The following is a 23,963-nucleotide window of genomic DNA, read 5'->3' on the forward strand; positions in this document are numbered from 1 at the left end:
CTAGCTTGGTTCTATTTGCTTAATATGGCGATTTACCGAGAACCACGATGCGCCTAAACCCAGTAAAGTCGCAAATAAGATTAACCAGCCAAACTCTTGAATACTTAGACCCGAAAGGTAAATGTCTTGTTGGTACAACAAACCGATTTGCTGCAGGGCGTACTCGGTCCAAATAAGCAGAATATTACACAATACCCAAGCCATTAAGCCGCCTACAATGCCAAACCAAAATCCGGTATATAAAAACGGCCGTTGAATAAAGGCGTCAGTAGCGCCGACCAATTTCATAACTTCGATTTCGTTACGACGATTGAGAATGTTTAATCGCAGAGTATTACTTACAATTAAGGCCACCGCGGTGAGCAACAATATAATCAGCAGCCAAGCGGCTTGCTGCAGCATGCTTACAATGGTGTCTAAACGTTGTAACCATTCAACATCTAAACGGCCTTCTTCAACCAAGCTATGCTCTTGCAAACTGTCGAGTAAGGTTTTTGCAGCGCTAGCGGAGCTGTACTCGGCACTTGGCAGCACCAGTAATACATCGGGCAAGGGGTTTTCTGGCAGTAAAGCGAGCACGTCTTCAAAACCGCTGTTGGCTTGGAACTCGGCCAAGCCCTGTTGCTTGGTAACCAGCCCCACAGCAGCAACTTGCTGCATACTGGATATATTTTTTTGCAATAAATCGCGCTGTTGTTCGGTAACGTTTTGTTTTAGAAACAAACTGATTTGAGCGTCGCTTTTCCAGTAGGCAGTAAGCTGTTGGACATTTTTGGTGGCCAAATAAAAGCTTGCTGGCAAAGCCAAACAAACGCCGATTACCGCTAAAGTAAGCATTGAGCTAGCAGGGGTGCGCCAAAGCTCGCCTAAGCTGGCAATGCATTGCTGTAAATGGCGTACCCAAAACATCATAAAGCGTACCGGAAACGCGACTTTCACCTGCGGTTTAGCGCCAGCCATTACTGCACCTCCTCGGCTTGTGAGGCATTAAGCAACTGACCATTTTGGAGAATAAGTCGCTGATAGTGCATTTTAGCGATTAGGCTTAAATCGTGACTTGCGATAAGCACCGCAACACCTACGCGGTTGAACTCTTCGAATAAGCGGAAAATCTCTAAGGACAATGCTGGGTCTAAGTTACCGGTTGGCTCATCGGCGATCAAAATAGCAGGTTTGTTAACTACAGCGCGCGCAATGCCTACTCGCTGCTGCTCACCACCAGAGAGAATAACCGGGGTGCAATTGGCTTTGTCTAATAGCCCCACTTTATCCAGGGCAGCGGCCACGCGGCGTTTAATATTGCCCATGCTATAGCCTTCAATGACTAAAGGCAGAGCAACATTGTCGAATACCGTACGGTCCATTAGCAGTTTGTGATCTTGAAAAATCACCCCCATTTGACGGCGAAGATAAGGGATCTTTCGATGAGTGATACGACTAATATCGTCGCCATTTACCCATACTTTACCGTCGCTGGGGCGCTCCATGGCGGTGATAAGTTTGAGCAAGGTACTTTTTCCTGCGCCAGAGTGGCCGGTTAAAAAGGCCATTTTTCCCTGTTCTAGTTGAAACGAGACTTTTTGTAAGGCTCGCTGACTACCTGGATAAATTTTACTTACTTGCTCAAACCGGATCATTCCTAGACCTTTTATACTGTTTAGGCAGCGTTTAACTACGCCTCTTCACTCTCTTCGCTGCTAAATAGCGCATCAACAAAGGGTTGTGACTCAAACTCGCGTAAATCATCAATGCCTTCACCCACACCAATATAACGAATAGGCAAAGCAAACTTGTCGGCTAAGGCAAAAATCACCCCACCTTTAGCGGTGCCATCTAACTTGGTAAGTGTTAAACCCGTTAAGCCCACTGCTTGGTTAAACAAGTTAGCTTGGCTAATGGCATTTTGGCCAGTGCTGGCATCAATAGTTAACATAATTTCATGAGGAGCGGCATCGTCGAGCTTTTTCATTACTCGTACAATTTTCTTCAACTCTTCCATTAGATGCGCTTTATTTTGCAAGCGACCTGCTGTATCGGCAATCAATACATCTACATTTCGTGACTTAGCTGCTTGAAAAGCATCGAAAATTACCGAAGCGCTGTCGGCGCCAGTGTGTTGAGCAATTACCGGGATCTCGTTACGCTCCCCCCACACTTGCAGCTGCTCTACCGCAGCGGCGCGGAAGGTATCACCCGCGGCCAACATCACCGATTTACCCTGACTTTGATATTGCTTGGCAAGCTTACCGATGGTGGTGGTTTTACCCACACCATTAACCCCAACCATTAAGATAACAAACGGTCCATCACTACTATCTAAATCTAAAGGCGCTTCAACTTGATTAAGCATGCTAGCCATATCGAGTTTTAGTTGCTGGTATAAGGCTTCACCATCTTGTAGGTCGCTACGTTTAACGTGACTGGTGAGGTTTTCGATAATTTTTAAAGTGGTATCTACGCCAACATCCGCCACCAATAACTGTTCTTCTAATTCTTCAAACAGCTCATCGTCGATCTTTCGCCCTTTAAAGAGAGAAAAGAAACCCCAACCAAAATTCTTACGGGTACGCCTTAAGCCTGCACGCAAACGGGCAAACAAGCCCATTTTTTTCACTGGCTCAGCAGCTTGCGACGCTGCGGCTAGCTCGGCTTCTTGTTCAGCCTGCGCCGCTAGTTCGGCCTCTTGTGCTGCTTGGGCCTCACGTTCTGCTTGGGCTTCACGTTCTGCTTGGGCTTCGCGTTCGGCTTGGGCTTCACGTTCTGCTTGAGCTTCACGTTCTGCTTGAGCTTCACGCTCTGCTTGAGCTTCACGTTCTGCTTGCGCTTCGCGTTCTGCTTGCGCTTCACGTTCTGCTTGCGCTTCGCGTTCTGCTTGAGCTTCGCGCTCTGCTTGCGCTTCGCGTTCTGCTTGAGCTTCACGTTCTGCTTGAGCTTCACGTTCTGCTTGTGCTTCACGTTCTGCTTGTGCTTCGCGTTCTGCTTGGGCGTCTAACTCAGCTTGCTGAGTATCTTGTTGTTCTGCGGCGGGATCGCTTGATTGTTGCTGCTCGTCATCTTTTTTTCGGCCAAACCAAGAAAATAGGCCCTTCTTTTTTGCCATTACTGCAAAACCTTTTTTACCAGTAAACGACGTTGGCTGTTACAATGCCAACGTCCAATCAATATTGCTCGGATATTATCACAGTTTCTCAATGGTCTAAGTAAATGGCACGGCTTTCCTCAAGAAAACATTCAAATCAAAGTAACAAATCTAATAATGGCAGTGGCCAGGTACGCATAATCGCTGGTCAATGGCGCGGGCGCAAGCTCAAGGTGCTGAATAGCCAAGGCTTACGCCCTACTACCGACCGAGTTAAAGAAACCGTATTTAACTGGTTAAGCCCCTATTTGCACAACAGCCACTGTTTAGATCTTTTTGCTGGAAGTGGCAGCTTAGGTTTTGAGGCCTTGTCGCGTTTTGCTAGTTTTACCACCTTTGTAGAGAAAGATGCGCAAGCCGCTAAGCAACTTAAGGCCAATTTACAAGTATTAGAGCTTAGCAGCGAGCAAGCAAAGTTAATTAACCAAGATGCCTTGCAATGGCTAAAGCAAACACCAAGCGAAGCCTACGACATTGTATTTATTGACCCGCCGTTTCGTTGCGAGCTACTAGCACCTAGCTGCGCAATGCTAAATGACAACGGCTGGTTAAAACCCGACGCACTGGTTTATCTTGAATTTGAGAACGAAGCCAACGAGCCCCAATTACCCGCAAACTGGCACTGCATAAAAGAAAAACAAGCAGGCCAAGTAAGCTACCGTTTATACCAACTAACTTAAGAGCCCTATTTATGTTTATTAAAATTGGCAAACTGTTTATGGCTGCCATGTGGTTAGCGATGCTACTCAGCCCAATTATTTTTGTTCCGCCTTACAATTGGATTTTACCGCTAGTGGGTGGTTTTTTGTTATTGCTGCACGGCGTTCAGCTGTTATCCATTCGAGGCACTTTAGTTGAAGCTGGCGTGTTGAAGAAAGGTGATAATCTACAAATTATGTTCTTTGGCTTTTTTGCTATGTGGCAAATTCACAAACGTATGACTGGGAAAGACTCTTGATTACACGCCAGTTACTATTGGCGAGCATTTGCTTTGTAAGTCTGCCTAGTTGGGCGATGAGCGTTACGGTCATTGATGATGCTAAACATCAACGCAGCGGAGCTTGGACCCAAGTATTACCCTATGCCTATTACACCGAAAACCTCCAGTGGGGCGTGGGTGTTGGCGTAGGCGCGGCAGGACATATTCAACCCAGCTCTAGCATGGTGGCAACGGCGACTGTAACCAGTAACGATAGCTGGATGGGCTTTTTGTATAGCGGTGACTATCAAATGCCTTTTGCTGATCGGATCTTTTTTGATACCACTTTGTATCAAACTAATTTTACTCGCGATCCGCAATATATTAACGGTAATTCGGATTACCCAGGAGAGCGAGCGGGTAGCAATGATTCTAGCCAAGAGAACCGTGTTTATACCCACAGCAAAGGCCAAGAGTATCGCTTTAGATTTCGCTATTTACTGCCTCTAGGCCACGGTGAAAACTCAGCAGTTCACACTTTTAGAGTAAACCGCGGTGAAGTAATGGAAGGTTACGAAGCAGGCGCTAAAGAATGGAATCCACTCACCAGCGGTCGCACCATTATTCAACTTGAACCTTTTTATTGGAAACAAGATGTTGGCGAATATAACCAACTGCAAGATTCTAATACCTCGGCGGGCCTTACCTTAGAACTCGAATACGATAATCGTAACTACCATCAAAACCCAACAGCAGGTAGCCGACAGCGCTTAAATGTAAGCCGTGATTGGGGCGATAGTGAGCGACCTTCGTGGACGATGTGGGAGCTTTCGGCCTCTAAATATATCAGTTTGCCAAAAACCTCTTGGGCACAAAGCCAAGTTTTAGCGTTTGGTTTTGCCACCTCTGATACCCCCACTTGGAACCATAGTTCTTACAACAATGGCGAACAGCAATTTCACCGCCCTGCGTGGTTTGCTGGTTCTCGTTTAGGGGGAATGGACAGGCTTAAAGGCTATGAAACTGCCCGCTATCACGACCGTTCGATGATCTATTATTCGGCAGAATACCGCTTCACACCCAACTGGAACCCACTTCCCAAAGTGCCAGTTGTAAATTGGTTTAACGTACCTGCTTGGTACTGGGTAGCCTTTGTTGAAATTGGCCGAGTGGCCGATGAATACAACTTGGCAACCTTACACCAAGATATGAAATACAGCATAGGCGGCAGTCTTAGAGTAATGATGGAAGGTGTTGTACTACGCGGTGATTTTGCTACCAGCGGCGATGACAGCATTTTTCGTTTAGGTATTAATCACCCTTACTAAGATTTGCAAGTCTTCCGTGGTTAATTTTGCTCTAAAGATCAACAGGCTTAATACACTTGCGGATTACCAGTTTAAAGCTGGAATCCGCAAGGCTAGCCATTCTGCTTATAGTGATTGCCAATAATCGGCTATTCCATCAAGGAACATTTGCACCGCAAGCATAATAAGCAACATGCCCATTAAACGCTCCATGGCTTTTAAGCCTTTCTCACCCAGCAGTTTTAAAAGCACCCCACTAAATAAGAAAATCACTACGCTAATGCCCCACGCAATGAGTAGCGCCAAAGACCAATCTAGCATCCGGCTACCATCTTGATTTGCCAGCAGCATTAACGATGCAAGTACCGAGGGGCCGGCAATCATTGGGATTGCCATCGGCACTAAAAAGGGCTCTTCACCCGCTGCAAGACCAGCAACACCACCGGGCTGAGGGAAAATCATCTTCAAGGCAATAAGGAATAGAATTATCCCGCCAGCAAGGCTTACCGCTTCTTGTCGAAGATTTAAGAAACCTAGAATTTGCTCACCAGCAAACAAAAAGGCAAACATAACAGTAAGGGCAAACACCAGCTCGCGCAGTAAAACGATTCGCCGACGTTTTGGGTCAAGATGTTTGACCATGCTAAGGAACACAGGAAGGTTTCCTAGCGGATCCATAATCAAAAACAACATCACTGCTGCTGATAACATATCCATTGGTTAACTCACTAAATAACGACTATTTTGTCTAAGAAATAAAAAAGAGCCAGAGCATAACACCCTGACTCTTTTATAGCTTAGCTTTATTTACGGTTTATAAACGACTTTTACTGCGTCAGTTACATCCGCTTCGTCAACATAGGCTATAGCAGCGGCATTGCCAGCAACTTCTGATACAGCAACTGACGGAGAAGCAGCCGTTTTAGGCGGCTTAGCTTTACCAGTGAAGATTAACTTTGACCAATAAGCTTGAAGCTGGGCTTCACTTTTACCGGTCGCAGCATCGTGAAAGCTAGCACGTAATGCGTCGCCTTCTTTATATTCAATCACCACTGGTGGTGTGCCATTAGGTAGCTTTTTAAGCTTACCTAAAAACAGCTTTTTCACTTCTGCTTTTGATAAAGCGTCTGGGCCCGCAGGGTTTGCAATCACTACCGGAGCAGCCAAGCTACTTAGACTAAATACGCTCAAAGACAGAGCCAATAATAGTTTTTTCATGACTCCTCCTAAAATACGCCGTCAAATACGATACTGTAAACTGTAGTGCTATCTTCGGTTGCACCAGCCACTTTGCTTTCAAGCAAGCCGTTAGTATCACCAAAGCCATTCACTAAAGTAGCGTCAAACTTCACTGCTAGATTAGACAGTAAGTCGTAGCGTAAACCTAAAGAGTACGAAGTACGTTTACCGCTGTAGATGAATGAAGAATCAGTAGAAACAACAGGCGGGTTAGTCGGCCCGTCTGGTAGGGTCGGGTCATAACCTGGGTTAGGCACAAAAATATTTACACGCTCGTCGTCATCCTGAGTTTTCATCCCAGCAATAGTGCCGTAAGGCATCGCCTTGCCAAAGCGGTAACCTAGAGTAAAGTAACCTGAATCAACATCTGAATAACCGCCTTCAACCGTTGCACGAGTCACCTCTGACACAACAAGCAAGGAGCCGTTATCGTAGCTAAAACCTGCACCTAAGAAGTCAGATTTGTTTTTATCGGCCAATACCTGGGCATCGGGTTGATTGCTTGGGTCAACGGTAATTTTAGTTACACCGTAAACAGCCCGAACGGTGAAATCGTCGATAGCCCAAGTAAGGTTAGCTCCTAAGATGTCATCGTAGTTTGTGCCATCTTCTTCCGACTGTCCCCAAAAGCCCTGTACCGTTAGGGTTGAGTTATCAAACTCAAAGTCGTAGCTACCATCAACACCTACAAAAGAGTTAAATGGCACAAAACCATATACTTCTTCTGGCGGGCGAGCCCACGGTTGTGCGTAACCCACTTCTAGATAATCAGAATACATATACATAGGTAAGCGAAGTTTACCGCCACGCACTGTAATGTAGTTATCAAAGGTATGCTTTAAATAAGCCCATTCAACATCTGGGCTAAAGTCATCTTCACCACGTGCCACTAACTGCACCGTTACACTGGTACTGTCAGCTAAAGCAAAGTCACCCTGTAGGCCCACCAAAGTAAGATTATTAAAATCGTACTCGTCGGTAGAACCGGCATAACCTAGGTTATTGTTAGCTTGATTAATGCCCACGCTGTAGAAACCGTTAAAGCTGATTCTATCAAAGGCATTATCCTGATTTTGTTCTCTTAGAACCTGCACCTCTTGCTCGAGATCATTTACTCGTTGCTCGAGAGCTTCGTCTGCCATTACTGCGCCACTCAATAAGCATATTGGTAACGCCTGCCACGCCCTTAAATCCATGGGGCATCTCCTTTCTTTTATAGTTTTTTTATTTACACTTTAAATTGGCTAATAACGTCACTTAATCGCTGAGTTACTTGCCTTACATCCTCGCTAACGTTGTCTATTTCGCTAGAACTTTTTGCCACCGCGAGAGATATTTGTTGAATGTCATTCACGCTGTTGTGAATAACATCTGAAGTTTTAGTTTGCTCTTCTGTTGCTGCTGCAATTTGCTCGTTCACAGCATGAATTGATTCCACCTTACCGGTGATATCCATTAGTGATTTACCCGCTTGAGCAGATTGCTCAACACTTAAACCGGCTTGTTCAATACCGCGGTTCATAGCTTCAACAGCCGATCCAGAGCCTTTTTGTAGCTCTTCTAATACTTGTTGAATTTCTTGAGTAGAGTCTTGGGTGCGCGAGGCAAGGGTGCGAACTTCATCAGCTACTACCGCAAAACCTCGTCCCTGTTCGCCGGCGCGTGCTGCTTCAATAGCAGCATTCAAGGCTAGCAAATTGGTTTGCTCTGCAATGCCTCGAATCGCATCTAAAATCACACCTACATTGCTGGTATAAGATTCAAGCTGGTTAATCGCTTGTGCAGTACCGTTCACTTCTTCAGCTAAATCGTTAATTACTGAGATGGTATTTTCTACAACTTGGTTGCCTTCTTGCGCGGAACTGTTTGCAGAAGACGCTTCTTGAGAAGCTTGCGAGGCAAAATCAGCAATATGGTGCACACTAGCGGTCATTTCTTGAATTGCCGCACTTACCGCATCTACCGAGTGATTTTGAGACTCGATACTACTCGCAGTATGTTTACTGGTTTCCATTAAGCGAGTAGACACATCTTGAAGGGCTTGCACAGTTTCGGTGGTTGTAGCAATGCTAATTTGCATCTTACTAATAAACTGATTAAACCAATGAACCAGTGTGGCTATTTCATCTTTACCGTCGTAGTCAACACGAACCGTAAGGTCCCCTTCACCTTCGGCGATTTCACGCAATGATGAAGTCACTTGGGCAATCGAATTAACAATACTGCGAGTGGTCATAATGCCGACGAAGATAACCACTACAATGGTGGCCACGCCCAAAATAATACCAGTGGTAACCGCAGACTGAGAGCTAGCAATGGTGCCATCTATGGTTTCGTTAAAGGCTTTTTCGGTGTTTACCCGCAAACTTGCCAAACCTTGAGTCAGCTCTTGCAGTACCGCGGCGGAGCGCTCAGCTTTGGCAGGTAAAGTGGCGAAGTCGGCACTGCCATCCACCAAGCTCATGGCAATGCCTCTAGCTTGGCCGTAATACTTATTTTGCAGGCTTTGCAATTGCTCTACGTCTTGCCTAGCGCTAGGCAGAATTGTAATTAGCTCATTTAGCTTATCGTTTAACAGCTGATTTTGCTCATCAGCCGCATCTAATGATTCTTCTTCACCAGTGGTTACTGCTGTTTGTAGTAGTTGGTCTACGTTATATAGGGTGTTTTGCGCAACCGTTGCGGTGTCTAAGGCTGGGAAGTACTGGTCTCTAATTTGTTCAATATTGAACTGGCTTTGTTGCTGAACTTGCATGTTGTTTACCAAGTAGATTGCAAACCCAACAACAGCAATTGCCGCCAAGATCCCAACCTTATGGCTTATTTTTAGACGTCTAGCCAAATCCATTTATACCACTCCATGTAAATACAAGTATCGATAACTTATGTATCGGCACCATCAACTGAATGTTTAAATAACTTCTCTGTTGTTAAGCAAATCCAAAACAATTAAAACACATGTTTAAATGTTGTTAGAAATCTTATTAGATTAAACCACTTATTCCGTTCCGACTAAAAGCCTAGGTGCATAAGAAATTATAGATGTTTATTCCAGATAAGATGGGGAAACAGCAAAGAAAGATGAATTAAACACTATAAGAGTGATAAATAGCAAGTAATATCAGTTATAACTAAATTATTAGTCGTTTATATATGAAAAGGGCCTGAAATGGCCCATATAAGGCAGGTTTATTTGTGAGAACAGATCTTTGATTCAGCAGTAGTAAAGCCTTGTTTTGCTTCGATGAACTTGCCACGTTCTGCTAAGAACACGATCAATTGCTGGGCGTTCATGCCTTTTTGACGACAAGTATGGTACTCACTGTCTTCACCAAATGTTTCTTTCATTAACGCCTCTAGAGACGCAGAAGTGAAACTACCACCTTGTTCTAACATCAACTGCATCACTTGATGCCCGTGAATCGACTGACTCATTATTACCTCCATTAAAAAACGGCGTTCACTTTACCAGTGCCACGCCGTTTGTTTGTTGCGTTAGAACAAGCTAGATAAGCTTCTCAATGTTCTTGGAGGCCAATTGTTGTTGGTAAGACTGAATAGAGCTTTGCAACAAGGCATCGTTTTGTGCTTGTTGCGATGTTGATTGCGCATAGTTGGTATCTAGTATGCGCGAACGCGCTGCGCTTTGTGCCTCGATGGCAGCTTGGGTAGAGCGATAAGCAGACTCTGCCGCATTACTAGAAGCGCCTAGTTCCGCTTGATTCGCATCGGTAGTTTGCTGGGCTCCCTGCAACGCAGCTTGAGCCGTGGCAGGATCGTTAAGGTCAACATTATCTACGCCAAGATCGGTGGCGTTGGGAATAGCGGCAGTGTTGGCATCAACTTGAGCTTGCAAAGCGGCAATATCGTCAGAGTTATAAATACCATTACCACTTTGTACAACCAACGCTTGGTTCTGCTGCAGTAGCTCGGTAGTGCCCTGTAGTTGAGCAGATTCAATATTGTTGAGGCTAACTTGGTTTTGATAGATATTGGCGTAAGCTTCTTGCTCGCTAATACCAGTGGTTAAGCGATTAGAGATCTGTAAGCCTGCAGGATCATCTGCGGCTGTGTTAATACGCTTACCAGAAGCAAGTTTTTCATCTTGTTCTTCTTGGCGTTTCTTCGCTTGGTCCATATAAAAATCGGACGGAGAAACGGAGCTTGAAACCTGATTGATAGCCATTGGATATCCTCAACAAAACATTTACTAGAGCAGCCATCCTAGCTGTATACTTTTTAAGCATACCACTAAGTGCCCAAAATCGCATCTTTTTGAACGCTATTTTGTGCTGTTTTCTTGCTCGCAAGACCAGCAATAATCGAAGCTTCCGGGATTAATCTCTTGGCACTTATTGCAGGTCCACTCTACAACATTATTTACTTCGTAGTCCTTTACCGCTTGCTTCGCTTTGTCCCATTGGGCTAACTCTACCATTAATGTAACTTGTACAACATCCATAGGGAGTTCACCAGCCGCCGCCATGGCATACTCACCATCTACTCGGCTCTCAATGCCCATTTTACTTAACATACCTTGCAGCAATCGCGCTTCTACAAAGTTGGCGGCTCGATAAAACTCATGCCATTGGCTCATTTATTCTCCTTATTAGCGACTACTAATGCTCAGTATAGGTGAGTTGCTTGTAGTATTGCTTGCTAACACAAAAACTTAGGCATTAACCCCTTTTTAAAAGACCTAGTGAGCAGGCATATTAGCTCAGCGCCCTTAGTTTTTTTGTTGACTAAACCTCAGCTTAAAAAGGCTCGCTTAACACTATGATGAGCCGCAACTACCGAGCACCAAAATATAGCGATACCGCACCAATTTAGAACACAGCGTATATAGATCACATAAAATACCGCACCAACTTAGAGCTAAAACTTGTAACTCTACTGTTATCATCAAGTTAAAACCCTTTTATTGCATCAACTTAGTGCTTAGTTAAGAAATTTATTCAACAAAAGGCCTGAAAATTGCTTCTTTTTGGCGCAAACCATATTAAAAGAAACAATTAGGGAGATTTTTTAATGGATAATATTAGTGACGCTATCGACGTATTGTCGCAAAGCGCAAACACTTTATTCATTCTGCTAGGTGCCATTATGGTTCTAGCCATGCACGCTGGCTTTGCCTTTTTAGAAGTAGGTACAGTTCGCCATAAAAACCAAGTAAACGCCTTAGTTAAAATTATCACCGATTTCGCATTTTCTGGTGTGGCTTACTTCGTTATTGGTTACTACTTAGCTTACGGTAGCCATTTTTTTAATAGTGCAGAAGTACTTGCTGAAGGAAACGGCTACGAGCTAGTGAAGTTTTTCTTCTTACTTACCTTTGCTGCTGCTATTCCAGCCATTGTTTCAGGCGGTATCGCAGAGCGTGGTAAGTTCTATCCATTCTTAATTGCTTCTTCATTGATTGTTGGTTTGGTATACCCGATTTTCGAAGGCATTATTTGGAACGGTAACTTCGGCTTCCAAGATTGGTTAGAAGCGCAATTTGGCGCTGCCTTCCATGATTTTGCAGGCTCGGTAGTTGTACACGCAATGGGTGGCTGGTTAGCACTGGTTGCGATTAAAGTTCTTGGCGCACGTAAGGGCAGAAAGCCAGGCGTGGCATTTGCACCTTCTAACATCCCATTCTTAGCTTTAGGTGCTTGGGTACTTACCGTTGGCTGGTTCGGCTTTAACGTAATGTCGGCCCAAACTATGGACGGCATCAGCGGTTTAGTAGCGGTTAATACCTTAATGGCAATGGTAGGCGGAACGATTGTTGCGCTAGTTGTAGGCCGTAATGACCCTGGTTTTGTTCACAATGGTCCCTTAGCTGGCTTAGTTGCTGTTTGTGCAGGTTCAGACTTAATGCATCCGATTGGCGCCTTAGTAACGGGTGGCGTAGCTGGTGCATTATTTGTTTGGGTATTCACTTGGTTACAACAACGCTCTGACTTAGACGATGTATTAGGTGTTTGGCCACTTCACGGTTTGTGTGGTGTTTGGGGTGGTGTTGCCGCAGGTATCTTCGGTAGCCAAGCATTAGGCGGTTTAGGTGGCGTATCTCTAATCAGCCAAATCATCGGTAGTCTTGCAGGTGTGGCTGTAGCGCTAATCGGTGGTGTGATTGTTTATGGCATTGTAGATAAAGTTGCAGGCTTACGTCTTTCTGAAGAAGACGAATTCCACGGCGCTGACTTAGCGATTCACAAAATTAGCGCAACCAACAAAGACCGCTAATAAAAAAGCCCGCACTGCAGTGCGGGCTTTCAATATTTGAAATGCAGTTCTGGTGAAACTCACCATTGAACTGCATTTTGCTTTTTAGAGCTCAATAATGTCTAGCTTATAATCTATCTGGCTCAAGTATTGCTGCTCATTTTCTAAATCTGCGCGGGTTAAAGGATTATTCTGCAGCCAAGTTTGATCCAACAATAAACTCATTTGCTGCCCAGCAGCTCTAAACTGTAGTTCTGGCAGTGTTTGACGACGTTTGCCACGGTTAAAAATGACTGATAAACGAATGATCAAACACGCCTTGAGCAAGTCTACGTTTTCCATCGGGAACTGCTTAACTGGGATGCGCTTACGATGCGCTAAAACTAAGGCTGCCAACTGTTGTTGCTCGATGCGGGAAAAGCCAGCAAGATCCACATGCTCCACAATATAAGCACCGTGTTTATGATAATCACTGTGTGCTACATCTAGGCCCACTAAAAATAATTGCGAAGCCCAATTTAACAGCTTGGTGGTTTCTACTTCATCCAACGACCAGGTTTCTGCCACTTGGTTTAACAATAACTGACAAGTGCTATCTACTCGGCCACTAAACTGGCTGTCTACGTGGTAACGCTCAGCTAGCTTTTGCACACTAGATGGACGAATATCACTGTGTTCTAAACGGCCTTTTAGCTCATACAATAAACCTTCGCGTAGGGCCGATTCTGCGGCGTGCATAGTATCTATGTTCAGTGCTTGGAATAAGGCTTGTAAGACGACAACCCCTCCTAAAAACACCGGCTGACGTTCTAGTGAAAGCCCCTTAAGCGGCAAGTTACATTCGCCAGCTTCAAGGTAGCGTTCAATAATGGCGTCTAGGCCTTTGAGCTGAATTTCACCATCACAAAATTGGTTTTCTAAGCAAACTTTCGCTACAGCTTTAATGGTGCCAGAAGCACCTAAACACTCATTCCAAGCATGTTCCAAGAAATCATCGGCCACAGGCAACAATTGCTGCGAACAATAGACACTGGCTTTTAATAAGCGATTTTTGGTCACTCGGCCATTTTTAAAGAAACGTTTAGTGATAGATACACAGCCCATATCTAAGCTTTCTTTAAGCTTTAGATCCATGCCTTCACCAAGGGTGACTTCGGTGCTACCACCGCCAATGTCGATGACCATACGCGGGCCATTGGTTGGCGCCATATAGTGAGCAACACCTAGGTAGATTAAACGGGCTTCTTCTTCACCGGAGATAACTTCTACTGGATGGCCAAGGCGTTGCTCGGCAGCTTGCAGGAACACATTGGAATCAATAATGCTACGTAGGGTCTTGGTGCCAACAACTCTAACGCTGCCAGGTTTAAACTCGCGAAGACGCTCACCAAAACGCTCTAAACAAGCTTGAGCGCGATTCCAAGCAGCTGCGTCGAGGCTGCCATCATCTTGCAAGCCCCAACCCAAACGCACCATTTCTTTCACTTTATCGCGAACTTTAAGTTCGCCGTCTTCCCAGTCAGCAATAATTAAATGAAAACTATTGCTGCCTAAATCCAGAGCAGCCAACTGTTGAGTTTTGGGACTCAACAAACGCGATAAATTGAACATAAACTAACCTCAGCGAATCACTCGCAAAAGACCGAGCCAAAAGGCTCTCTAATTTACTTCAATATAAAACGTTTTAACATAGTTTCTATATCATTTACCTGTTGTTGTAGCGCTTGGCTAGATTGAGCAACTCGCTCTATTTGCTCAAAATTATCTTCTGCTACCTCGGCAATCACATTCACATTACGCGTAACTTCGCTTGCAACATGATGTTGCTCTTGAGCGGCCACACTAATTTGATCGGTCATCTCGCGCATTTGGCTCATGTCGGTGCGAATAGTCATGATCGCTTCACGAGATTTCTCGGCCAGATCTTTTGACTGACTCATTTGTTCACGACTAGCGGCCATTGCATCAAATACTTGGGTTGATTCGCGTTGCAAGGTAGTAATCATTGCCCGCACTGACTCGGTGCTTTTGGTGGTTTGGCTAGCTAAGCTACGCACTTCATCGGCAACCACCGCAAAACCTCTACCTTGCTCACCGGCACGTGCCGCTTCAATGGCCGCATTTAACGCTAGCAGGTTGGTTTTCTCGGCAATACCATCGATCACTTCGATAATAGAACCAATTTGTTTACTGGCGTCTGCTAGCTTATCCACTTGGCCAGAAGTGCTCTGCAAGGCATCATCTAAACTATCGATCATTTCGATATTTTGATTCATTACCTGCTGGCCTTGATCAATATTGTTCTCAACAGACATCGACAACTCGCGGCTACTTTCGGTGTTCGAAGCCACTTCTTTAATTGCCGACTCCATTTCAGTAACAGCAGTTGCTACGCTACTCAGTTCCGCGGTTTGCTTATCAAGCTTGGTTTTTACCACGCTTGAAGCTTCGTTATTTTTAACCGATACATCGCTAAGTTGGTGAGCAGCACTTTGAATTTGGCTAAACACCTCGCGAGCTTGTTCAATCATTCGGTTAATGGCTGCCACCAGCACCGCAAATTCGCCAGAGTATTTACCATTCATGCTTTGGCTATAGTCGCCCTCAGCCAATCGTAGAATGTGGGATTGGGTATGCTCTAGCGGTTTACGAATCAAACTCGCTAACCAGTAAGCAACGGCAATAGCAAAAATAATCACCAAAGGCACAACAATAGCGGTAATAGAGCGCGCATTAAGAATTAGACTTCGGCCCTGCTCGCTGGCAACCTCACTTTGCTGGTTAGCTAAATCAACAATCTTAGTAACGGTAGAATCTAAACCAGAAAGCTGACGGTTAATTTCTACAGTTTGGATAGCGATATTAGCAATGGTTTCTTGGCTATCTACATAGCGCTCTACAATGCCGCTTGGGTCATTCACTTGACGGTTAAACTCAGCAACCAAGTCCGCGACTTGAGGATCAGCCAAGCCTTCTACTTCATCAATTAATGAAGAAAAGTCATCGTTAAATACACGGTTGTTATATTGAATCTTCTTAACCAAATCTGCGATTTTTTGCGGGTCGCGAGTATTCACCATGTTTGATAGTAAGAACTCCATCAAACCAAAACGGTCCATGACCATGGTGAGTATATCTTCAATATATGAATCTTCAGCAGCTGCAGGGCTAGCCACTTTAGTCACAATTCTTTTCAAATCAGACAAGCGAAATAGAAACTGACTTAAATCATCACGTACTTTTTCGTCTTGCTGCAGGTAAGTATTTTGTAATTGCGCTAATCGCCCACCTTGTGAGGCCAAGGTGTTTTCTACATTACTAACATCATTTAAATACTGTGAAAGCCCATTAATATTAAACTTTTGGGCATGAGCTTCTAACTCTGCCACATGACTTTCTAGATCATTTAGTGATTCATCGGCTTGGCTATTAATGCTTTGCAGCTCATCTAAGTTACTGGCATTTTCCAAACTTAACAGCAAGATACCCGCTCGAAGCGCTTGGCTGCCTACCTGGTTTGCAAGCAACTGGGTTCTTGCACTGTTGTCAGTAAGTGTATTGAAACTTGAATTGATTTGCTGGGCCAGCAAGAAAGCGGCACCACCGCCCATCGCTATCACCAAAGTGAGAACGGCAAACCCAATATATAAACGATGAACAACCGAGATTTGATTGATACTTTTTCCCAACATGCCTTGCTACCTTTTCCCAAAAGCTCGCTAATTCCCGTACTAGTAAGACTAGTAAGGATTTTGTTGATTATCTTTTTTAGTCGTTATTGTGCGATGTTCCGCACATCAAAAAACTGTAAGCCATTATTAATTTTGGCTTTTTAGCTCATTGTTCGTGCAAAAAAATGCGTAATAAAAGATTAACCTGATGTTTGTATTATTTTTTTATAAAACATCATAGCAAGGAAGCAAACATGAGCCCACGGCTGATTCTCCCCCTCTCTCTACTCTTGTTAACTAGCCCGCAAATATTAGCTAAAGATGAAGCATCTTCAGCAGCTTTGCCCTATCAAGTGTTAACAAGCATGGAAAACGGCACCGAAATCCGCAATGGTGGATACGGATCTGCAATGACCGCCCATCCGCATTTGGCCGATCACTTTTATGCCCTTACCGATCGGGGCCCCAATGCCAAATACCAAGGGCCAGAAGGCAAAGGCAAGATCTTTCCAACACCTGGGTACACACCACGCATTGGTTTATTTAGTTTTACCAATGGTGAGGTAAACCAAGTAAAAGAAATTTTGTTAAAGGACCCAAATGGCAAACTAATTTCTGGCTTACCAAACCCCAAAGGCATGGGCGATACCGGTGAAGTAGCCTACGCTAACGACAAGTCGGTACTAAAAGCCGATCCTTTTGGTTTAGATAGCGAAGGCTTAGTTGCATTAAAAGATGGCAGCTTTTGGGTGAGTGATGAATACGGTCCGCATATTGTTCATTACAGTGCCACTGGTGTAGAACTGGAGCGTATTAATCCCTTTGGCACCGGAACTGGTGGCAGAAAGCTACCTGCGGTATTGGCGAATCGTCGTGCTAATCGCGGAATGGAAGGCTTGGCAATTAGCCCAGACGAGAAAGTATTGTTTGGCATTATGCAGTCGACACTATACAACCCAAGTAAAAAAGCTATCAGCAACAAAAACCTCACTCGCATCGTAAGTTTTGATATCGCTAGTGGTAAAACTAAGCAATACCTTTACCAGCAAGAAGCAAATAACCTTTCTAACTCAGAAATTGTCGCCTTAAACCAGCAACAGTTTTTGGTCATAGAACGTGACGGCGGTTTTGCCGGTGCTAGTGGCAAAAAACAGGCGAAATACAAACGTATTTATCAAATAGATTTAAGCCAAGCCACCGATGTAAGCGGCGACGTAGATGCCGAGCTAGGATTAACCTTTTCAGGGAAAACCCTAGAGCAAATGAGCTGGCAAGAACTCGCACAACAAGGGATTAAGCCAGTAACAAAAACCTTGGTGAATGACCTATTGGTAGATTTGCCCAATCCCTACCCTCACGACAAATTGGAAGGTTTGTGGCTGCGCGCTGACAATCAGCTGGCGGTACTTAATGATGATGATTTTGCCGTAGCCGCTAAAGGCGAGCATGTTATCCAAAAGATCCTACCGGCTAATCAAGCTATCGATCGTAATACCTTATATCTATTAAAAGGCCGATAAGCCAAAGCGCCCAGAGTACCTTTATAGTGCTCTGGGTTCCTTAGCTTTAATGCTGGTTTTTTAGCCGAACAGCACCTTCTTCAGAACATTCAATTTGTATAAATAAAACAGCCATCTACACTATGGGTGTAGCAGAAAGGAATCGCTCGTTAATGGTTGTTGATGGACTCACCTATTTTATTTTAACCACTTTAGTCACCGTGGTGTCGGCAGTGGTGCTCACCCTTATTCGGGTATTTCATGGGCAAAAAACCGCGCTAGATTGTTGGATTATGGCCTCCTACACTCAAGTGTGTGCCTTGCTGGTTGTGCTACTTTCCAGACAACCCTCGGCCACGGAGTTGTTGTTACAAAATACCTTATTTGCTGGCTCATTCCTGCTTATCGTTGCGGGTCATCACCATTACTTAAAGCAGCGCTTTAACCGCAATTTTCTGTCGATAGGGCTGTTATTGTATTGCGCACTGATGTTTTATTTCATCTCGATCGAGCCTTCTAGCCAATCTCGCATTACCTTATTCTCCAGCACCCTTGCACTATGCTGTTTCTACTGCGCCTATCTGTATTTTCGCTATTGGCGACAGCAACACAATCATGCCTTGTGGCTGGTCATTGGTTTGTACTTATTCTTTGGTACTTGTTTACTACTCAGGGTTTACATCACCATGCAACATACGCCGCAAAACCAGGGTTTATTGCTTGGCGTGCCTACCTTGCTCTCGTTAGCCATTTTCGCCGGAAACGCACTGCAAACTTACGTTTTCTACTTTTTACTGCATTGGCGGCAAATCATTCAATTAGAACAGCTCGCCAATTACGATATCACCGGTGCTATGCGTCGCAGCTACTTTTTAAAACAACTAGAAAAAATGACCAAACGCGCACAATTTTCTGGTGGTGAAATTAGCGTTGTGTTTATCGATTTAGACCGTTTTAAAAGCATTAACGATGACTACGGCCACGACAACGGTGACTTAGCCTTGATGCATTTTTCAGAGATAGCCCTAGACAACCTGCGTGTCGGCGATTTATTTGGCCGTTTTGGCGGCGAGGAGTTTGTAATAGCGCTGAACGGAGCCAACGCGCAGCAGGCTAATGCACTAGCAAACCGAATCCGCATTCAACTCAATCAGCAAGCGCTAAAAACCAGCAAGGGTAAGCTCTACATGAGTGCCAGCTTTGGCGTAGCGTCAAACTTAAAAACTCAAGATTTATCCAAACTTATTAAACAAGCCGATGAAGCAATGTACCAAGCCAAACGCCAAGGCGGAAACAAGGTCAAGGTGTACGCTCTAAATGAAAGCACCTGCAGTTAGTTGAAACATTTCACTACTTTAGCTTAGCAATTCCACTTTACCCGCTAAGCATTTCGCCATACTCTTTAGCAAACCCTAGATAGCGCGACTATCTTAGCTAATCATGCAACAAGGAAAAATAATGACCATAGGGGTAGGTGGCAGTTCAGCCAGCGAGCAGTTGGCTGCATTAAGCAATATGTGTAGCGACATAAGTGGAATTAGTAAGGCCGAGTACCAACAGCGCCAGCAACGAGCATGTGAGTTAATGCAACAACAAGGCATAAGCGCTATTTACTTAAACGCCGGCACCAACTTGTATTATTTCACTGGATTAAAGTGGAGTGCCAGCGAGCGCATGGTAGGAGCGTTGTTAAGTGCCGATGGTCAATTACACTATATTGCTCCGTATTTTGAGCAAGACTCTTTAAACGACTTCATGCTTGTTGATGCCCCCTTCCATGGCTGGCATGAACACCAAAGCCCTTATCAGTTGTTTTCAACGCTATGTTCAGATTTAAAACTAAAAGGCACCATTGCAGTCGACCCTAGTGCAGCGTTCTTTTTGGTAGACGGTCTGATTAAAGCGAACCCTGAGTTAAATTTTGTAAATGGTGATGTAGTCACTCAAGCTTGTCGCGCCATAAAATCAGCCGCCGAGATTGCCTTATTGCAACGAGCCAAAGACATGACCTTGGCGGTACAAAAAGCTGCGGCTAAAATTTTGCGCCCTGGCATTAGCACTAGCGAAGTGACCGAGTTCATCCACCAAGCCCACCAAAAGGTAGGCGCTAGCGGTTCGTCTTTTTGTATTGTGTTGTTTGGCCTAGCCAGCTCATTTCCACATGGCGTAAAAGAGCCGCAAATCTTGCAAGAAAACGATTGGGTACTCATTGACACAGGCTGCCTATTGCACGGTTATAACTCAGACATAACCCGCAGCTACGCTTACGGTGAAGCCACTGAACAACAACGTAAAGCTTGGCAAAGTGAACATAAAGCGCAACAAGCCGCTTTTAATGCGGCGCAACTTGGTGCTAGCTGCGCCAGTGTAGATGCTGCAGCTCGCCAATCGCTAGAAGCGGATGGCTATGGGCCAGAATATGCGTTACCTGGCTTACCGCATCGCACAGGGCACGGTTGTGGCCTAGACATTCACGAAGGGCCTTATTTAGTAGCAAGCGATGAAACCCTGTTAGCCCCTGGCATGGTGTTTAGTAACGAGCCGATGTTGGTGATCCCCGAACACTTTGGCGTTCGCTTAGAAGATCATTTTTATATCGGCGAGTCGGGGCCAGTTTGGTTCACCCAGCCAAGCCCAAGCATTGATGACCCTTTTGGCTACCAAACAGCTTAAATAGCGCTACCAATAAACCAAGCAGTTTACCTTAGCCACTTTTAGTTTTTGGGCTAGGGTGGCTGTTACGAAAATCAGCTTCCAAAAAATTAAACATTTTGACTAGGTAGGGATCAAAAGCTTTTCCGCTCAAGTCGTTAATAATCTCCTTCGACTTCTCAAAGGAGAAAGCCGGTTTATAGGGCCGCTCCGACATTAAGGCATCAAAACAATCCACTAAACTAACGATTCTTGCCTCAATAGGAATCTCTTCACCGGCAATTTTTTGTGGGTAGCCTTGCCCATCCCAACGCTCATGGTGACCGCGAACAATGTTTTCGGCTACTGGGCTTAACTCAAATTCTCTTAATAGTTGATAACCATTATCCACGTGTTGCTTCATCACTTCCCACTCTTGCGCATCAAGCTTGCCCGGTTTGCCAAGAATCGCGTCGGGAGTAGAGATTTTGCCAATGTCATGCAAAGAGGCAAATTGATGAATATCCTCAACCAGCTGCTTATCTAAACCAACATGCTCCGCCATAAGCCGAGAATAATCGGCCACCCGTTGCACATGGCTGCCGGTTACCGCGTCGTCATTCTCATGCAAGCGCTCTAACATTTCGGTTACCCCTTCTAGCACCTTATGCATTCTGGCTTTTTGCAGGCGTTCTTCTATCCGGTTTTGCAAATGTTGGTAGGAATAGCATCCAACCAAGCATACTAAGCTCGCCACAAGCAAAGCAGCCCACCATTGGTAGCTCCTTGTTAACACGCCTAAATTAGAGATAGGCTGGGTTAAATGTGGTAAATAATTATGTTGGTAAGCCACAATAAGTTGTGCGCCCATCATTACCGGCTGAACGGGGCTATCTAGGTTTATTTCTGCGGCTAAACTATCGTCGAAATAAACCCGCTGGTGGGCCAAGCGCTGAACTTGAGATTCAATGAAAAGATCGTCACAACTCAACTCTGCACAATATAAACTCGCCGAATTTGGGTGGGCCAAAAACTGCTGGCGCTCATCTACAATGTAAAACCTTAGCTGCTCGGGTAACAAGCTAGCTAACTGTCTAAGCTCTTGTTTCACATCGTAATTAAACATCAAACTACCTAGATATTGGCCGCTATCTAAATGCCTTATCTTTTGCGCAATGCGCATCACCGGTCGATAAGGCCGCTCAATCACCCCATAATCAACGTTTAAATCCACCGGAGACAAGTAGCTATTGCCAATAGCAGTGCTACTTAATTGCTTGAAATAGTAGCGCTGAGACTTATCCTGAAGCTCTATATTGCTTAAACGCACTGGCACACCTGCGCGATTCACCAGCTTGAATACCTCTTGCCCTTCGGGGTTAAACAAACGCGTTTGCACCACGGTTGATTTACTTTGCATTAGCTTGCTAAGCAACTCCGCGACAACCTCATAGTTGCCACTATCTAAAGCTTTGGGCACCATCGAAAGTTCGGCAAAGTATTCTAGCTCTTGGCGGTGTTGCGTTTCGGTATGCTTAATTAAGGCAGCAACGGCGGCAGCGCGCTTAGCGACACTGCTGGAAAGCTGATTCACTGCTGCGTTATGTTGGCTCAGCAAGCTCATGCTGGTTAAGCCCATAACGACCCCAATAAATAAGGCACTGGCAATAAGATAAAGACTTAAGCGAGACATAATATTCCCTCCTACAACTCTTTAAACTATGGTTAATTTTTATACAAACCACCAGCAATTGATAAATTTATATTTAATTTTTCAGGTTTTTTACAAATACAATTAATTGCCGCTGCAGTAAGCTAAGTTTTTTGGCGCTAAAAGGATCCCGCTATGCAACAGCAAAGCCTACTAAAATGGCATTGTTTTGAGGTAACTCGCGAGCAACAACGTCTGCCTAATCAACTGCAAAAAACCATCACCACACTTCGCCACCCTGGTGCAGTGGTAGTGCTAGCGATTAATGATGCGGGCAATATTATTATGGAGCGCCAGTATCGTACTGCCATTCAAGACTGGTTGGTGGAACTCCCTGCGGGCACCATAGAAGCCGATGAACAAAGCGAAGATGGAATACTAGCCTGTGCTAAACGCGAGCTACAGGAAGAAGTTAATCTCGTCGCCGAGCAATGGCACAGCCTTGGTAAACTATATCCGGCGCCGGGCTTTTGTGACGAGATACAGTATTTGTTTTTGGCCAAGCAGCTTTCGCATCAAGCAGGTCAATGCGACGAAGATGAGTTTATTGAAGTATTTGAAATGAGCAGTGCAGAGTTTGAAAAAGGCATCGTTAATGGAACCATCAACGATGCCAAAACCATTGCTTGTTATAGCCGCGCTAAGCTTGCGGGTTTACTCGACTAAACGCTGGTAAGCAGTTTACTGGCTTTGTTAATTGGAAATAACTTGTCATAGGCCAGGTTATAAAAGTATGCAAAAAACAAGTAATAGATGATCATGGCTGCATCCATAATCAGCGCATCTAGCAAACTAACATTTAGCCACCAAGCCATTACTGGAATAGTGATAACTAACAGACCTAACTCAAAACCAAAGGCATGGAAGATGCGTTGCTTTTGGCTTTTATCGCTATGCCCTTGGCGTTTAAATAAAAAAATATCAAACCAGCGATTGTAGAAATAGTTCCACGCTGTAGCGATAACCGAAAAAAACAAACCCATCGCGCCAGAATGCATTGGGTCTACCCCAAATAGCACAGCCAGCAAAGGCATAGCTCCCAATAGGCCAACTAACTCAAAACCTACGGCATGGCGAATTCTATCGGATGTTTGTCTCATGCTTATCTCCAGTTCGATTCAATAAGGCTATTTTATCGGTATACGATTCCCTATACTGGAACAGAATGCATCGTATTTTCCGCAAACAGGGAAAAGTTATGGACAACTCTGATTTAGACAGCATTGCCACGGGCAGTTTTGAATTTAAAGATATAAACGAGCGCGAATATCGCTTTATGCAAATCGACCGGATCGAGTCACTGCTAGCCTATTGCAAACTTAACCGTAATCAACTGGCCAAGCTAAGCGGCATTTCAAAAAGTGCCCTTTACAACAAGCTAGATAAAGACGGCAACGCTAACTTTAGCCAGATTGAGTTATTTAAAATTGCCAAAGCGTTAGATCTGAGTGTGGTGTACTTATTGCCGCTATCTCAACATGAGCGTGATTTAGTGAAAGGGCCACCAATTCCAGCCAGCAGCCTGCGCTTTGTTGACGATATGCTGGGTGCTCGGCGCGACGATATAGAGTTTTTACACGGCGTGCATAAGCTGTTTAAGGAATACATTCAACAACGTAAAAACTAGCCAACTG

At 44.7% G+C, this 23,963-nt stretch carries 23 protein-coding genes; 9 read left to right on the forward strand and 14 right to left on the reverse strand.

Annotated elements, in window-relative coordinates; all coding sequences use genetic code 11:
* From ftsX to ftsY, 3 genes are read right to left on the reverse strand one after another with little or no spacing between them, the layout of a single operon-like run.
* Positions 1–960 (reverse strand): permease-like cell division protein FtsX, encoded by a 960-nt coding sequence (ftsX, locus tag OAG1_RS19130; protein WP_338622368.1) that lies wholly within the window; start codon positions 958–960, stop codon positions 1–3.
* Positions 960–1,637 carry a cell division ATP-binding protein FtsE gene (gene ftsE, locus OAG1_RS19135; protein WP_016402274.1) on the reverse strand — a complete coding sequence of 226 codons (678 nt, stop codon included), beginning with the start codon at positions 1,635–1,637 and terminating at the stop codon, positions 960–962. Before ftsE ends, ftsX begins: the two co-directional genes overlap by 1 nt.
* 35 nt (positions 1,638–1,672) lie before the next feature.
* A complete protein-coding gene (gene ftsY / locus OAG1_RS19140) occupies positions 1,673–3,100 on the reverse strand; it encodes a signal recognition particle-docking protein FtsY (RefSeq protein ID WP_338622369.1) in 1,428 nt (475 codons plus the stop codon).
* A gap of 104 nt (positions 3,101–3,204) precedes the next feature.
* Here ftsY and rsmD point away from each other — a divergent pair, with 104 nt between their 5' ends.
* The 3 genes from rsmD to OAG1_RS19155 are packed head-to-tail and all read left to right on the forward strand — an operon-like array spanning position 3,205 to position 5,386.
* A complete protein-coding gene (rsmD, locus tag OAG1_RS19145) occupies positions 3,205–3,819 on the forward strand; it encodes a 16S rRNA (guanine(966)-N(2))-methyltransferase RsmD (RefSeq protein WP_040307299.1) in 615 nt (204 codons plus the stop codon).
* Between the two features lie 11 nt (positions 3,820–3,830).
* Complete coding sequence (locus OAG1_RS19150; RefSeq protein WP_338622370.1) at positions 3,831–4,097, forward strand: DUF1145 domain-containing protein; 267 nt, start codon at positions 3,831–3,833, stop codon at positions 4,095–4,097.
* On the forward strand, positions 4,094–5,386 hold the full coding sequence (locus OAG1_RS19155) for a BamA/TamA family outer membrane protein (protein WP_338622371.1): 1,293 nt from the start codon (positions 4,094–4,096) through the stop codon (positions 5,384–5,386). The genes OAG1_RS19150 and OAG1_RS19155 overlap by 4 nt, the downstream gene beginning before the upstream one ends.
* 105 nt (positions 5,387–5,491) lie before the next feature.
* Here OAG1_RS19155 and OAG1_RS19160 read toward each other — a convergent pair whose 3' ends face one another.
* From OAG1_RS19160 to OAG1_RS19190, 7 genes are all read right to left on the reverse strand, one after another.
* Positions 5,492–6,082, reverse strand: a complete 591-nt coding sequence (locus OAG1_RS19160) for a YhgN family NAAT transporter (RefSeq protein WP_016402279.1) — start codon at positions 6,080–6,082, stop codon at positions 5,492–5,494.
* A gap of 90 nt (positions 6,083–6,172) precedes the next feature.
* Complete coding sequence (locus OAG1_RS19165; RefSeq protein WP_220720108.1) at positions 6,173–6,583, reverse strand: phosphate ABC transporter substrate-binding protein; 411 nt, start codon at positions 6,581–6,583, stop codon at positions 6,173–6,175.
* A gap of 8 nt (positions 6,584–6,591) precedes the next feature.
* Entirely contained in the window at positions 6,592–7,800 is a 1,209-nt protein-coding gene (locus OAG1_RS19170; protein WP_338622372.1) for a hypothetical protein, read from the reverse strand.
* A 32-nt stretch (positions 7,801–7,832) separates the two neighbouring features.
* Positions 7,833–9,452, reverse strand: coding sequence for a methyl-accepting chemotaxis protein (locus tag OAG1_RS19175; protein ID WP_338622373.1), 1,620 nt, complete (start codon positions 9,450–9,452; stop codon positions 7,833–7,835).
* A 341-nt stretch (positions 9,453–9,793) separates the two neighbouring features.
* Positions 9,794–10,039, reverse strand: coding sequence for a YecH family metal-binding protein (locus OAG1_RS19180; protein WP_016402283.1), 246 nt, complete (start codon positions 10,037–10,039; stop codon positions 9,794–9,796).
* Positions 10,040–10,109: 70 nt separating this feature from the next.
* Positions 10,110–10,790 carry a flagellin protein FlaA gene (locus tag OAG1_RS19185; protein ID WP_016402284.1) on the reverse strand — a complete coding sequence of 227 codons (681 nt, stop codon included), beginning with the start codon at positions 10,788–10,790 and terminating at the stop codon, positions 10,110–10,112.
* Between the two features lie 96 nt (positions 10,791–10,886).
* The gene (locus OAG1_RS19190; RefSeq protein ID WP_338622374.1) at positions 10,887–11,201 is read right to left on the reverse strand and encodes a DUF2007 domain-containing protein; all 315 of its coding nucleotides are present in this window, start codon (positions 11,199–11,201) and stop codon (positions 10,887–10,889) included.
* 434 nt (positions 11,202–11,635) lie between these two features.
* Between OAG1_RS19190 and OAG1_RS19195 the strand changes: the two genes are divergently transcribed.
* Positions 11,636–12,838, forward strand: coding sequence for an ammonium transporter (locus tag OAG1_RS19195; protein ID WP_016402286.1), 1,203 nt, complete (start codon positions 11,636–11,638; stop codon positions 12,836–12,838).
* Between the two features lie 84 nt (positions 12,839–12,922).
* Here the strand turns inward: OAG1_RS19195 and OAG1_RS19200 are convergent, their stop codons facing one another.
* A complete protein-coding gene (locus OAG1_RS19200) occupies positions 12,923–14,428 on the reverse strand; it encodes a Ppx/GppA phosphatase family protein (RefSeq protein ID WP_338622375.1) in 1,506 nt (501 codons plus the stop codon).
* Positions 14,429–14,481: 53 nt separating this feature from the next.
* Positions 14,482–16,509, reverse strand: coding sequence for a methyl-accepting chemotaxis protein (locus OAG1_RS19205; RefSeq protein WP_016402288.1), 2,028 nt, complete (start codon positions 16,507–16,509; stop codon positions 14,482–14,484).
* Between the two features lie 233 nt (positions 16,510–16,742).
* Here OAG1_RS19205 and OAG1_RS19210 point away from each other — a divergent pair, with 233 nt between their 5' ends.
* The 3 genes from OAG1_RS19210 (at position 16,743) to OAG1_RS19220 (ending at position 20,660) form a co-directional block, all read left to right on the forward strand.
* A complete protein-coding gene (locus OAG1_RS19210; protein ID WP_338622376.1) occupies positions 16,743–18,008 on the forward strand; it encodes an esterase-like activity of phytase family protein in 1,266 nt (421 codons plus the stop codon).
* A gap of 152 nt (positions 18,009–18,160) precedes the next feature.
* Entirely contained in the window at positions 18,161–19,324 is a 1,164-nt protein-coding gene (locus tag OAG1_RS19215; RefSeq protein WP_338622377.1) for a GGDEF domain-containing protein, read from the forward strand.
* A gap of 121 nt (positions 19,325–19,445) precedes the next feature.
* Positions 19,446–20,660: a Xaa-Pro peptidase family protein gene (locus OAG1_RS19220; protein WP_338622378.1), complete on the forward strand. Its 1,215-nt coding sequence runs from the start codon at positions 19,446–19,448 to the stop codon at positions 20,658–20,660.
* Positions 20,661–20,691: 31 nt separating this feature from the next.
* On the opposite strand, the gene OAG1_RS19225 is transcribed toward OAG1_RS19220, so the two are convergent.
* The gene (locus tag OAG1_RS19225) at positions 20,692–22,311 is read right to left on the reverse strand and encodes an HD domain-containing phosphohydrolase (protein ID WP_338622379.1); all 1,620 of its coding nucleotides are present in this window, start codon (positions 22,309–22,311) and stop codon (positions 20,692–20,694) included.
* 153 nt (positions 22,312–22,464) lie between these two features.
* Here OAG1_RS19225 and OAG1_RS19230 point away from each other — a divergent pair, with 153 nt between their 5' ends.
* Entirely contained in the window at positions 22,465–22,995 is a 531-nt protein-coding gene (locus tag OAG1_RS19230; RefSeq protein ID WP_338622380.1) for an NUDIX hydrolase, read from the forward strand.
* Here OAG1_RS19230 and OAG1_RS19235 read toward each other — a convergent pair.
* Entirely contained in the window at positions 22,992–23,429 is a 438-nt protein-coding gene (locus OAG1_RS19235) for a PACE efflux transporter (RefSeq protein ID WP_220720096.1), read from the reverse strand. The genes OAG1_RS19230 and OAG1_RS19235 overlap by 4 nt on opposite strands.
* Before the next feature lie 98 nt (positions 23,430–23,527).
* Between OAG1_RS19235 and OAG1_RS19240 the strand changes: the two genes are divergently transcribed.
* The gene (locus OAG1_RS19240) at positions 23,528–23,956 is read left to right on the forward strand and encodes a helix-turn-helix transcriptional regulator (protein ID WP_016402295.1); all 429 of its coding nucleotides are present in this window, start codon (positions 23,528–23,530) and stop codon (positions 23,954–23,956) included.
* Positions 23,957–23,963: the final 7 nt, after the last annotated feature.

The sequence above is a fragment of the Agarivorans sp. OAG1 genome (assembly GCF_037076485.1).
Taxonomy (GTDB): domain Bacteria; phylum Pseudomonadota; class Gammaproteobacteria; order Enterobacterales; family Celerinatantimonadaceae; genus Agarivorans; species Agarivorans albus.